This is a genomic window from Stieleria sedimenti, assembly GCF_025060895.1.
Classification (GTDB): domain Bacteria; phylum Planctomycetota; class Planctomycetia; order Pirellulales; family Pirellulaceae; genus Stieleria; species Stieleria sedimenti.
In genome coordinates this window covers 1-12,792 of sequence record NZ_JANZKV010000114.1, presented here as the reverse complement: position 1 = coordinate 12,792, position 12,792 = coordinate 1, and the positions used below count along the sequence as shown (strand labels likewise).

8 protein-coding genes and 1 tRNA gene are annotated in these 12,792 nt (G+C 58.6%); 3 read left to right on the top strand and 6 right to left on the bottom strand.

The window, feature by feature from the left end:
- Positions 1–247: 247 nt before the first annotated feature.
- Positions 248–1,651, bottom strand: a complete 1,404-nt coding sequence (locus NZK35_RS15825; RefSeq protein WP_259633505.1) for a Gfo/Idh/MocA family protein — start codon at positions 1,649–1,651, stop codon at positions 248–250.
- 222 nt (positions 1,652–1,873) lie between these two features.
- On the opposite strand from NZK35_RS15825, the gene NZK35_RS15820 reads away from it, so the two are divergent.
- The gene (locus NZK35_RS15820; RefSeq protein ID WP_259633504.1) at positions 1,874–2,467 is read left to right on the top strand and encodes a DUF3365 domain-containing protein; all 594 of its coding nucleotides are present in this window, start codon (positions 1,874–1,876) and stop codon (positions 2,465–2,467) included.
- Here the strand turns inward: NZK35_RS15820 and NZK35_RS15815 are convergent.
- Positions 2,457–4,091, bottom strand: coding sequence for an alkaline phosphatase (locus tag NZK35_RS15815; RefSeq protein ID WP_259633503.1), 1,635 nt, complete (start codon positions 4,089–4,091; stop codon positions 2,457–2,459). The genes NZK35_RS15820 and NZK35_RS15815 overlap by 11 nt on opposite strands.
- Before the next feature lie 390 nt (positions 4,092–4,481).
- Here NZK35_RS15815 and NZK35_RS15810 point away from each other — a divergent pair, with 390 nt between their 5' ends.
- Positions 4,482–6,008 carry a BON domain-containing protein gene (locus tag NZK35_RS15810; RefSeq protein ID WP_259633502.1) on the top strand — a complete coding sequence of 509 codons (1,527 nt, stop codon included), beginning with the start codon at positions 4,482–4,484 and terminating at the stop codon, positions 6,006–6,008.
- A gap of 157 nt (positions 6,009–6,165) precedes the next feature.
- On the opposite strand, the gene NZK35_RS15805 is transcribed toward NZK35_RS15810, so the two are convergent.
- From NZK35_RS15805 to NZK35_RS15790, 4 genes are all read right to left on the bottom strand, one after another.
- On the bottom strand, positions 6,166–7,899 hold the full coding sequence (locus tag NZK35_RS15805; RefSeq protein ID WP_259633501.1) for an acyltransferase family protein: 1,734 nt from the start codon (positions 7,897–7,899) through the stop codon (positions 6,166–6,168).
- Between the two features lie 368 nt (positions 7,900–8,267).
- The gene (locus tag NZK35_RS15800) at positions 8,268–10,049 is read right to left on the bottom strand and encodes a serine/threonine-protein kinase (protein ID WP_259633500.1); all 1,782 of its coding nucleotides are present in this window, start codon (positions 10,047–10,049) and stop codon (positions 8,268–8,270) included.
- Positions 10,050–10,357: 308 nt separating this feature from the next.
- Positions 10,358–10,440 (bottom strand) — tRNA-Ser (locus tag NZK35_RS15795).
- A gap of 163 nt (positions 10,441–10,603) precedes the next feature.
- Positions 10,604–10,930 carry a hypothetical protein gene (locus tag NZK35_RS15790; protein ID WP_259633499.1) on the bottom strand — a complete coding sequence of 109 codons (327 nt, stop codon included), beginning with the start codon at positions 10,928–10,930 and terminating at the stop codon, positions 10,604–10,606.
- 223 nt (positions 10,931–11,153) lie between these two features.
- On the opposite strand from NZK35_RS15790, the gene lysS reads away from it, so the two are divergent.
- Positions 11,154–12,752: a lysine--tRNA ligase gene (gene lysS / locus NZK35_RS15785; protein WP_259633498.1), complete on the top strand. Its 1,599-nt coding sequence runs from the start codon at positions 11,154–11,156 to the stop codon at positions 12,750–12,752.
- Positions 12,753–12,792: the final 40 nt, after the last annotated feature.

Sequence of the window (12,792 nt, the reverse complement as noted above, 5' to 3'; positions counted from 1 at the left end):
CAAACGAATATCAGCCGTTTGGCGCGAGCCTACGGGCCCTCATCTGAAGAAACGACGCTTAACTTAGCGGTATTGGGCTTTAGCCGCCCACTGTCGCTGCGTCGCAGCGACCGGGAATCGCCTAACGGTTGGGCACCAACGGTTGCTGAATCCCAGTTGATCGACCCTTCCCTCACTGCGCTCGACCCTCCCTGCCAGGGAGGGTGACTCAAGTGGCGTCGATACCAATGTTACCTCATGCGACGACTCATCCGGCAAACGGATGCTGCCACGGGGCGCGATAATCCCGCCTCAGCAGCTTCGTGGCCTCTTCATCGCCGATGACCGCGCGTTGCCGCGGATCATATTCCAGCGGTCGCCCCCCGAGCCGCATCGAGAGATTCGCCAAAATACAGCTCGCCGTCGAAATGTGGCCTTCTTCGATGTCGGCCACCGGGCGACTTCGGTTTTCGATCGCCTCGAGAAAATCGAGCATGTGTAATCGCGTCGCCGGAGCGGCGTTGAGTTCGATGTCCTTCTCCGTCAAGTCTTCGGGGTACTTTTCGCGCTCGAAGAAACAATCAAAATGGAGTGGCTTGGCGCGTTTGTCTTGCGGGATAAAGTCGGCCCGCATCGTGCTCGCCTTCAACGTGCCCTTGTCCCCGTAGATGAACAACGCCCACGGATAATCGGGATCGGTCGGCGACCCCCAGCTGCGGTGGGTCCATTGGGCGTTGAAGTCATCGAACTCAAACGTCGCGCTTTGCGTGTCGGCAATGTTCGACTTGCCATCGGTTTGAACCAGGATGCCGCCGGTGGATGCGATTCGATTCGGCCATCCGAGCCCCAGCATCCAGCGGGCGGTATCAAGCATATGGACGCACATGTCGCCCATGATGCCGTTGCCGTATTCGGTAAAGGTTCGCCACCATCGCTTGTGCGGCAACCCGTCATAGGGTCTCAGCGGTGCCGGACCGGTCCACATGTCATAGTCCAGATGATCCGGCACGGGCATCACGTCGGGATTGCCGTTGGCCCGCATGTGATAGTAACAGCACATTTCGACGTGGCCGATCTTGCCCAGCAGTCCCGCTTCGACGACCTGTTTCTTCACATCGATCAAGTGCGGGGTGCTCTTGCGTTGGGTACCGACTTGGACGACCCGGTTCAGCCGTCGCGCCGCATCGACCATCGCTTCGCCTTCAAGCACGTCGACACTGATCGGTTTTTGGACGTAAACATCCGCACCTGATTCCATCGCCGCGATGGCTTGCAAGGCATGCCAGTGATCTGGCGTGCCGATGACGACGATGTCCAAACGATTTTCTTTCAACATCTGGCGGTAATCGATGTACGTCTTCGGTTTTTTGCCGGATGGCTGACGCTCGCTGGCAATCTGAACCGCTTCATCAAGCATCCGTTGGTCGACGTCGCAGATGCAAACCACTTCGACGGGCGCCACCTGAATCAATCGCCAGAGGTCACTCTTGCCGTACCAGCCCGCGCCGATCAGCCCGACGCGTTTGACCGGGCGATCGGCCGCCGCAAACGCCTTGGCGCCGAGAGCACCGTAGGCAATCGACGCCGCACCGGCTTGCAGCAATCGCCGCCGCGCCAAGGCGACGCTTTCGTACTTGGACGTCTGATGATCATGGGATGTTTTGTTACTCACAACCGATGCTCCGTGTGGGTGGGACGCGATGGAAGGCCTGATTCGGACCCGGGCATTATAGGCGTTCTTGACTCGTCGCTCTCGACCTTCCTCCGAGGCGAATGGCTTCCTGACAACACTTGACACCTCGCGAACTGACGATACAACGGGGACTGTCGAGATCCGGCGGTCCCGGCGTCTCCACTCCATCCAACCTCACGGGGGAACGCAAGCATGAAACGGATGCACCATTTGAAATCGGCGTTTGGGCTGTTGCTGTTCGCGGCGACGGGATGCACGGGAACGAAGACGGAACCGGTGTCGGATCAGACACCAACCAGCGAGCCGCCTCCGTCGATCGTTGCGGGAGCGATGCCGAGCGAGGAAAGCAAAGCGGCGATGCTTGCCGCCAAGGACGCCTTGTTCACACGTCTGTCGGGACGTTTGATGGAAGCGATGGCGGACGCCGGCCCGGCGGGGGCGATCGGCGTGTGCAGCCAGGAAGCGGTCAAGATTGCCAACGAAGTGGGGGCCGAACACGCGGTGCAAATCGGCCGCACGGGCGTTCGGCTCCGTAACCCCAACAATCAAGCTCCCCCGTGGGCCGCAGCCTTGGTCGAACAGAAAGTCGACACGCCGGTCTTTGCAGTGCTCTCCGATGATTCTGCGGCAGCCTTGTTGCCGATCAAGCTGCAGGCACAGTGCTTGATGTGCCACGGCCCCGAGGAGCAAATCGTGCCTGAGGTCCAGCAGAAGCTCGCCCAGCTGTACCCAGACGATCGAGCCACCGGGTTCAACGAGGGCGAGCTCAGGGGCTGGTTCTGGATCAAGGAATGAGTGCTTCGGGCCGGTCCAGTTGAAAGTAGTGTCCGTGGTCGGCGGTCAGAATCAACACCGTTTCGTCCCAGCCGCCATGTTGCTCGATCCAATGGACCACGGCGGCGAAGGCATCGTCGCCACTGAGGACGGCGCCGATGGAGTTGTCGATGTTGTTGGAGTGGTTCGCCCAGTCGACGTCGCCGGATTCGATCATCAACCACCAGCGATCCGAACGTGCATCGAGGACGTCGAGCGCCGCGATCGCCATCTCACTCAACGGAACGTTTTCCTGTACGTCTTCGTCGCTGTACTCCTCCGCCGGTTCCGGTGTGGGATTGCCAAAACTGATCACCGGATCGTAGTTCCCGTCGGCGGTGCAGAACGGCAGGTGCCCGCCTTCGACGCCGAAGTAGCCGAATAATCGAGCGCCGCTGTTTTGGGCTTGCTGGACCGCGTCGCTCAACACTTCGGTGCCCGTCCTGCCCGGCGTCCGTTGCGCCACGACATATCGACCTCCGTTGGCCACGTCGATGGCGGCCAGGTCTTCACTCGTGATGTACCGATTCCCGGGCACAAAGTTTTTTCCCTGCGCACCATCCTTGTCTTTGTCGGTTCCCCAGCCGCCACCGATCAACACGTCGACGCCCGGCAACCCGCCGGGATGGTAGCTGGACGGTAGTCCGATCAAATCGCGCGTCAGGTCTTGATAATCACCGCGATGAACATTACTCGCGTAGGCGCACGCGGGTGTGGCGTGGCTGATCGGAACGCTGGTGACGACACCGATCGGGACGTTTTTCTGTTGCAGTGTTCTGGCGATCGGTAGGACTTCGCGACCCAGGGGATCCACGTTGATCGCCGCATTGTACGTTTTGATCCCTGAGGTCAGTGAGGTCGCCGAAGAGGCGGAGTCGGTGAAGGCGTGCTTGGTCTGCTTGCTTTTGCCGATCGGGTAGTCGGCGTCGGTGATCGGACTCCAAGGCGTTGCGCCGCACAGCGACGGATCGTATCCGCCGGGCACCTTTCCGCCGGGTGTCGTGACGATCTGCTCGTCGACGTTGATGTTCGTCCCATCATTGTGCGGGCTGGTGACGAAGAATCCGAAGTCGGTCTTCGCGCCGCGGTAATTTTGAAAGGCAAGTCCTTGGCCGCGGCCGCTGTCGTAGCTGACGTTGCCCTGTTTGGCGATCGCCGCGGCGCGCGTGGTGTCCCAGTCCATCCCATCAAAGACGAACAGGATGATTCGCTTTTTGCCTGATTCGATTGCTGATTTTTGCAACCGATAAACATCGGTCTGGTCAAAGTATTCCGCGTCGGGGTTGAACGTGTTTTCGGGAACTTGGCCGTAAAGTTTTTCAAGCGCCGCCCGATCGCGATACACGCTGTTCTCCCCCGCAACCGATTTCAGATCCGTGCCGAACGTGTAGACGGGGATCAGCCGGTTGCTGTGATTCTTCCAGCTTGAATACTTGCTCGGGTCTGGCCCCCAATGGCCCCAGTCGGAACGGTTCGCTCGCACGGCTTCTTCCTGAAGCGTCGCAATTGGGTCGGGATCTTGAGCTGACGACAGGCCGTTACTGAGGTTGAAGGCGAGCAGGAAAACAAGTGGGGAGCATCGCTTGCTGAAACGAGGAATCTGCATCTCTGATGGAATTGTCGGTGGAAGGGGGCAAGGCGGGGAGCAGAAAACAGCGGGAGTCATCCCAAGAACCGTCGTCTGCCGGGGGCAGTCATTGTGACCGAGAATCAGCCACGCGGCGAGACGGCCAATGGTCCGGACTGGTCGGTGAAGGGCGGGAATGGCCGGAAATGGGCCAGAATGTGTGGAAAAAACTCAGTTTTCTGCTGAGCTGCACATTTCCTACTCAGCCCGCCGGAACACGGTCCGGCATTCCCGAGGACCTCGCCGGATGAATCGTTTCGCGCGACTTGGCGCGCTGCTTGCTTCAAGCTTGATCGCAGTTTGAAACCATGCCCATGGAAAAATTTTTCATGCGGTACTCCCATCCCTTTAGCCCTATGGAGCCCACCAATGAGACTGAGTAAGTCGAGCACGCTAAGAACGCTGATCGGTTGTGCCGCGATGGCATGTCTGGTGTCTGGAACAACGCTGCACGCGTCCAACGCGTCGACACCACGGACCGGCATCAAAGACGAACGCATTGAAACGACCTTGGAGGGCGAATTCTGGGGTGCGAAAAGCGTTGATGCGAATGCGATCGACATCACCGTGACCGGCGGTGTCGTCACACTCTCCGGAACGGTGAATAACCTGATGGCCAAGGAGTCTGCGGTTCGGATCGCAAAGATGATCAAGGGAGTCCGCTCGGTCATTGATCGCTTGGAGGTGAACGCCCCCCAGCGGACCGACTGGGAACTGCAACGCGACGTGATCGCCGCGCTCGCGCAGGACCCGGCGACGGACACGTGGGAAATCACGGTCACGGTCGATGACGGAAACGTCACGCTCGGCGGCACGGTGAGTTCCTACGCCGAACGCGATCTAGCCGGCAAGGTGGCACGCAGCACCCGCGGTGTGACGGGGCTGACAAACCAACTTGAGGTCAATTACGACGCGGAGCGAACGGACTATGAGATCAAGTCAGACATCGTGCAACGTCTCAATTGGGATGCACGACTGGACGATGAACTGGTGATCGTCGAGGTCGAAGATGGCAAGGTCACGTTGAGCGGAAGTGTCGGCAGTGACTATGAACGGACCATCGCTCGAAGCGACGCATGGGTCACGGGCGTGCGATCGGTCGAATCCGATGAGTTGGAAGTCGCGTGGTGGTCGCGTGATGAGATGCAACGCCGGCAACCGTGGGCCAACTTGGATGATGAAGAGATCGCCGACGCGATCAAAGCCGCGTTTCTGTTTGACCCCCGCGTGTCTCACTTCGATCCCAACGTCGCTGTCGAAACGGGCGTGGTGACGCTGACCGGAATCGTCGACAACTTGAAGGCGAAACGTGCAGCCGCCCAAACCGCCAAGAACACCGTCGGTGTTTGGCGGGTTAAGAACTACCTCAAGGTGCGACCTGTCGAGCCCCGTAGCGGCGAAGCGATCAAGCAGGATGTCGGCGAAACGCTCGCACGCGACCCTCTCATCGATCGCTACGATATCTCAATCAAAACGTCCAACGGTCAAGTCTATCTGTACGGTGATGTTGATTCCTACTACGACAAGGAACAGGCAGAAGATCTAGCGATCAAAATCAACGGTGTCACCGACGTTCATAATTACTTGGACGTTTCGTACGAGTATCCATCGGCCCGATATTTGGATCACTACGACTGGGATCCCACGTTGTACGACTATGACTACGACTACGAAACGACTCGTACCAAGCCGGACAAAGACATCAAGCAGGACATCATTGATCAGCTTTGGTGGTCCCCGTGGGTCGATGAAAACCAAGTGTCCGTGACGGTGAACGACGGGACGGCCACCCTAACCGGGACAGTCGATAGCTGGACCGAGCGTCGTAAAGCTTCCGAAAATGCCCTGGAAGGCGGTGCCGTGAAAGTCCACAACAAGCTGAATGTCGACGGCTAGTGCTTTGTTCCATTTCAATGTTCGGGTCGATGAGAGATTCGCGAAAAGGGGGCAGGTACCAATGATGCCAAGCACCGTTTGGACCATTGCGTTTTTTGTACCTGACCCCCTTTTCCGTTCGACAAACGCAACCCTCAATTGAAATCTGGACAGAGCATCACGTCGACGACTCGTGTTCTCGGGCCGCACGGCCTTGCGAGGTTCGTTCTCGCGGCCCGTTCAGGATTCGGCCGATGATCGTATAGCGGACGCCGTACTCGTAGGTCAGCAACAGGAATCCGGAGATCACGATCGTGATTCCGGAAAACTTCACAAACGCGGGCAGCGTCGAATCTCGGACGAACCACTGAGCCAGCAGGACCAGCGGAAGGTGAGCCAGGTACAGCCAGTATGACGAATCAGAAATGTATCGCATCGTACGGCTTTCTCGAGACATCAAGCGACGGCACAGCCCGATCGATCCGAAGATCATCAGCCACGCAAACAGGGCCTGCAGAAAGCCTGCGGCAAGCGCCTTCAGGGCGTGATCTTGCAGTGACGGCACGATTCCGAGTGTTCCGGACACCACATCCAGACCGATCGGGAAGACAGCGATCACCGCGATCGGCAAGCTGATCGCCCACGCCCGTCCCAAACGGCCTTCAGCGTCGTCGATGTCCCAGTAGAGCGCGCCGAAGAAAAAGAAAACGGCGTAATAAGCGAGCACGCTGGGAAGAGGAAGCAGCCCGATGGATGGATCTGGGCCGAAAACCTCAGGGTTCATGTACGACAACGGCAACATTGTCAGCGGAATCAGCCACAGCAGACTGAACGGGGAACACACCAGCCACGAAGGGAGCTTGCGGAGCTTCATCGCATCGGCCAGGGGGGCGTAAATCAAGAATGCCGCGATCAACCAACACAGGAACCACAGAAACCACAAATGCATGAAGGCTGGAAATTGAAACAACAGCGCTTCGATCGTTTCCCAACCGGGACCTTCCGCGGTACCGCTGCCAGAACCGAGGTAGTCGCTTACACCGAGTTGCTTTGCGATTTCGGCGCGACCGGCCTTTAACGTCGGTTCGTCCAGCGGAAGCCCAAACGATGTTGCGATGAAGTTTGTGGTTCCGAAGTCGGTCTTGAGCAGGTCTTTTGGCGTTTGTCCGTTTGAGTCCACGGCGTCTGCGTCGGCCCCGGCACGCAACAGCAGGGCGGCCTCCACCCCACGGCCGACGAAGGCCGCGCTATGCAACGCCGTTCCCTGGTCGCGGTTTCGCTGGTTGACATCGGCTCCCATGTCCAGCAGCATTTCAACCATTTCCGCATGGCCGAGAAAAACAGCAACGGTCAATAGCGACGCGCCATCTTGGCTGACCGCGTCCACCCCAACTTCATCGTTTTCGAGCGCTGTTCGAACCCGGTCGGTATCACCCGCGACAACCGCTTCCCAGACGACCACATTCTGTGACCCGGCCGGTGACGGGCGACTGACGAAGGAACTGACTGCCCACATGCTCGGCACGATGGTCAGGCAGCCGAGAAACAGTGGCAGGGCGATGCGTTTGAGTCGCTGTTTGATCAGCCCGCCGAGTCCGCGTTTTCGCCACAGCATCGCCGTAAAGAAACCGCTCAACATGAAGAACAGCGGCATGCGAAACCCGTGGACCACGGCGAATAGAACCGAATAAAATTCGCTTGTCTGCGAGTCCTTCACGGTCCAGGGAATCGGCGAGAACGAGAGTGCGGCGTGCAGCACGATCCCCAGCAACATCGCGATCGCACGCAGCGCGTCCAGGTCGTGTCGCCGCTCGATCGTCGGTTCGATGGCTGGAACCGTGGCTGCCTCTGCAATTTCCGATACGTCCTGCGGTTGGTCGGGGACGACGGCGGTGTCGAATGAAGTACTCATGTTGAACTCCTTGAATTGGTGCCGGGGACTTGGAAACGAGCGTACGGAGGGACGGACTTTCTGCCGCTTGCGGCAGAACGGTAGCGAGCAACGTTGACTTTCTTGAAGTTTTAGCGGCAGGGCGCGAGCTCTCGGGTTCGTCATCTCTGCCACCACACCGGAGGGCTCGCGGGCTGTCGATTGAAGGCCGCACGCGTGAGCAAGGGGCACGCGGCGCCCCTCGCTCACGCGGCGCGCCTGGCTCACGCGGCGCGCCTGGCATGTTCACGATCATTTCGGAACATCGACTGAAACGACAGCCCGCTCGCGCCCTACCGCTAACAAAGGCGTCACAGCGTTGCCGGTCGGGGGTTGAGGCAATCAATCCCTTACTGAATCTGAGCGTGTTCGATCTCGGTGAGGACCAAGAACGCATTGGCGATGCTGTTGCCGGCGAATCGTTTTCGCCATGCCTCCGCCGACGGTCTGTTAGATCGCTGGACTCGCAGGTAGAGCCAGAGGGAGACGACGATTCCGACCGCGCCGACGACGAGTGACGGGATCAGTGAATTCGGATGAAGGACGGCATCAAATCCGATCGCAACGGTGACCGGTATCCACATCAACCACCACGGGAATCCGATCACTGCGCCGACTTTCAGGTAGATGTTTCTGACGGCTTCCAGTTTGTGGCGGATCTGTTCGACCGGTTGCGAGTAATCGATTCGATTGATTCTTGTGCAGACCGCTGCTGCCGCGGCGATCAAGAGAATCCCGTAGACGTGCAAAATGACTCCACAGATCACTCGATGGGCCAAGTCCATGTTGCGCGCCCAGCATTGAGCGCCCAGGACAATGATCATCACGCCGATTACCATCTGGATGATTTGTCCTCGAAAGAGCGGACGCAGCGACGTGCCGATGCGTTCCATCAGGTCGCGGCGCGTCAACAACAACCTCGCGGCCAACTCCTGGTGTTGCAGACTTGCCGTCGAGGACTGGATCGCCGACGGGGTGTCGGTCTGCTGGGCGACTTCGCCAAGAACCATGGTGGGTGCGAGCGACGGGGTACTCGTCGACGCGATCGTCTGCATGTCAGATTTTATCTGGCTTGCCTGCTGATACCGGCGTTGCGGTTCCTTTTCAAGTGTTCGCAGTACAACCTCGTCCAGCCGCACGTCGATCTGGACCTTCTGTGACGGCGCGGCGAATCGTCCGATCGGAAGCTCGCCGGTCAGCATTTCATAAAAGACGACGCCCAGGGAATAAATGTCGGCTCGATGGTCAACGCCGCGGGCGCCTTCCAACTGTTCAGGAGCCATGTAACGCGGCGTACCCATGATCTGGTGCGTGCCCGTGAGCATGGTCTGCTGGTTTTCGTTTCCCAGAATCCGCGACAGACCGAAGTCGGCAATCTTCACCGAACCGTCCTTGGCCATCAGAATGTTTTCCGGCTTGATGTCGCGGTGGATGACACCCTTGTCGTGAGCATACTGCAGCGCGTCGCAGAGATGCGGCACAACGGCCAACGCGTGTTCGGGGGACAATTGGCCGGCACGGACGACGTCGCGAAGTGTGGGGCCGTCGACGAACTCCATCAGGAAGTAGTGCGTGTCTTGCACGTTTCCAAACTCGAACACCGAAACGATGTTGGGGTGGTTCAGTTTCGCCAGCGTGCGCGCTTCGCGGGTGAACCTGAGCGCAAAATTCGCTTCGTGGGCAAATTCTTCCGGCAGGATTTTCAACGCGACCATGCGATCGAGTCCTTTTTGCCGCGCCTTGTAGACAGCTCCCATCCCTCCCGCACCGAGAAGTTCGATGATCTCCAGGGTAGGAAACAGTTCGGCCAGACGTGCGATGGTGGGCGGCACGAAAGCACCGGCGCGCTTGTCGTCGTCTTTCAGCACGCCGTTGATTGCCTTGACATGATCGGGAAACCGGTCCAGGTATTCCTGCTTCGTCGGTCCTTCACCACGTCGTCGCCGATAGTCCATTTCCAGGACGACCAGTTCGGCCAACAGCACGTCGCGCTCCGCGTCGGTCACGTCTCCTTCCAACACCGATTCGATGGTCGGCGGATCGCCGGACTGCCATCGTCGTTCAAATTCGGTGCACCGATCATCAATCCGTTCCAACGCCGCGATCGGAAGTTTTTTCTGGCGAACATTCATCGTCTTCGAACCATTCCTGCGGACGTGAGTTTCAAATGGGGGCCGACGACGCTCCATGGTTCGCCCCAAAGCGAATGCACCCGAGTCTATTCAAAATGCAGGCGGAGTTTCGTATTCCAGCTTCCCTTCAGTCAAGCAACCGTCTTTTCCACCAGCTCCCCGACAAAAAAGGTGTCCGACACCTTTTTGGTGGGCAGGGGGATTTGGGTGGAATGGGGGGGGCAGTTGTCGTGGTTCGTCCGGGGAGGAGGTGACCCAACAAAAACACCCTCGAAAACAGAGTGTTTTCGAGGGTGTAAGGGTCACAGCGGAGGACACGGGACTCGAACCCGCAACCGCTTGCGCGGCAACTGATTTCGAATCAGTCTGCTTGCCAATTCGCTTATCCTCCTCAGGAAACGGCCACGTCGTCGAAACGGGTCGCCGTGCAGGACAGAAGTGTAAATCACACTTCGGGTTCGGGGCAAGTGGCGTGAACTTCCAACGCTGCCGGTCAAGGGCATTTCGAGATGGCAAGCAGGACGCTTACCCCACTTTCGAATTGTGGGAAAGCACTAGTGGGTGTGGTAGACCTTGAATCCGTATTCTTTGAACCACTTTTCCCATTTGACGGCTTCGGCGTGGGATTTCACGGGCAGTGTGCGTTCTTTGACGCAGCGGTATTTGACGTCCAGATGGCCGTTGTGTTGCTCTTCCTTGACTTCACACCCCAGTTTTTTCAACGTTCCGGCAATTGCGGTTGCCTTCTTGGCGTCGTGGATGTGTTTCGCTTTCCATTCTTTGCACTGGAAGTGGACGACTTCGGCCGCCGACGCTTCGGTGGTGACGGAAAAGCAGGTGGCGATCATCAGGAACAGGGTGACGGCGAGAAAACGACTCATGGGGGACTCGGATTCGATCGGTGGCGGGAGGGAAACGTGTCATGATCCGGCGTCACGACGACGCCGGCGGGGACGAAATGTCTGATAACCCACCGCCACGGTTCGGGTCAAGACAGCTCCCGGCGCTCGCCTTGTCAAAACCGGCGATCGGTTCGACAATTCGGCCCCAGGCCCGGAATTCGGTCGTTTTCCGCGGCAGTTTTCAACCCAATCAGCAGTCAAGATGAATCAGAACCCAGACGGCGGCAACGGAAATGGAACTCCCGACGATGGTGACACCACCGACCCGAGAGTGGCACGCCGCGAAAAACTGCGACAAATTGAAGCGTTGGGGATCGATCCCTACGGCTCGCGATTCGATGACCGAACGCTGATCGGCGATTGCCGTAAACGAATCTCCGAAGTCAAGTTTCAAACCAAAGACGGCCGGCTTCTGGAATTGCCGGACGTCGAATCCGAAGACGTCGATTACCGCCAGTGGAAGTCGGACAACGGCCCCGGCGAAGAAATCGGTCCGACGGTTCGTGTCGCCGGCCGAATCATGTTGGCCCGGCCGACCGGCAAGCTGATCTTTCTGAACATCAAGGACTGGACCGGATCGATCCAGATCTTCATCGGCAAAAAACAAGTCGGCGAGGATGATTTTACGCTCGCCAAGCTGTTCGACCTGGGGGACCTGATTGCCGCCGAAGGACGGTTGGGACGCACCAACACCGGCGAATTGACGGTGTTCGCCGAGAAGCTGACGTTCCAGACCAAGATGCTGGAACCGCCGCCGGAAAAGCACGCGGGGCTGACCAACGTCGATCTGAAGCAGCGGATGCGGTACGCCGACTTGGCGTTCAACGACGGCACCATGGAGACGTTTTTGGACCGCACGCGAATCGTCAAGTCGATCCGCGCCACCCTCGATGCGGATGGTTTTTGCGAGGTCGAAGGCCCCACGCTTCACACCGTGGCCGGCGGCGCCGCGGCGCGCCCCTTCGAAACGCACCACAACGCCCTCGACATGGGGCTGACCCTGCGAATCGCACTCGAGTTGCACCTGAAACGGCTGATGGTCGGGGGCATGGAACGGGTCTACGAGCTCGGGCGTGTCTATCGCAACGAGGGACTGAGCCCGCGGCACAATCCCGAATTCACGATGCTGGAGGTCTATCAGGCCTACGGGGACTACGTGTCGATGATGGATTTGACCGAGCGAGTGATCTGTAACGCCATCGAAGCGATCGGCGGCGGATACCAACGTGAGTACGCTGGCAAGGCGTTCGATTTCACCCCGCCGTTCAAACGGGCCACCTACGCCGAATTGTTCAAACAGGCGACCGGAATCGATGAGACCGATGACAAGGCGGTGATCGTGTACGCCAAAAAGCTAGGCTTGGACACCGAACACAAGCACCCCGACGTCATCCGCAACGAAATCTTTGAAGAGAAAGTCGAAGACACGTTGGAAGGTCCGATCTTTGTGATCGACTATCCGGCCAGTATCTGCCCGCTGACCAAACGCAAGCGAGACAACCCCGAGATCGCCGAACGCTTCGAGCTGTTCATCAGTGGGATGGAACTGGCGAATGCCTACACCGAACTGAACGATCCCGATCTTCAGCAACAGCTGTTCGAAACCCAATTGGAAGGCCAGGACGACGAAGAGTCGATGGCCAAGATGGACCATGACTTCATCCGCGCTCTGCGTCACGCGATGCCGCCAGCAGGCGGGCTTGGGATCGGGATCGATCGCTTGGTGATGATCCTGACCGGACAGAAATCGATTCGCGACGTGATCCTGTTTCCGGTCTTGCGGCCGACGGAAAATGGGTGATGGAGCGTTGCTGGTGTGCAAGCTAAAGCCCAATACCGCT

Bases quoted from the DNA above. Each gene is read 5' to 3' on its own strand.
- NZK35_RS15820 (WP_259633504.1), top strand. From the start codon at position 1,874: ATGCACCATTTGAAATCGGCGTTTGGGCTGTTGCTGTTCGCGGCGACG.
- NZK35_RS15815 (WP_259633503.1), bottom strand. From the start codon at position 4,091: ATGCAGATTCCTCGTTTCAGCAAGCGATGCTCCCCACTTGTTTTCCTG.
- NZK35_RS15810 (WP_259633502.1), top strand. From the start codon at position 4,482: ATGAGACTGAGTAAGTCGAGCACGCTAAGAACGCTGATCGGTTGTGCC.
- NZK35_RS15805 (WP_259633501.1), bottom strand. From the start codon at position 7,899: ATGAGTACTTCATTCGACACCGCCGTCGTCCCCGACCAACCGCAGGAC.
- NZK35_RS15800 (WP_259633500.1), bottom strand. From the start codon at position 10,049: ATGAATGTTCGCCAGAAAAAACTTCCGATCGCGGCGTTGGAACGGATT.
- NZK35_RS15790 (WP_259633499.1), bottom strand. From the start codon at position 10,930: ATGAGTCGTTTTCTCGCCGTCACCCTGTTCCTGATGATCGCCACCTGC.
- lysS (WP_259633498.1), top strand. From the start codon at position 11,154: ATGAATCAGAACCCAGACGGCGGCAACGGAAATGGAACTCCCGACGAT.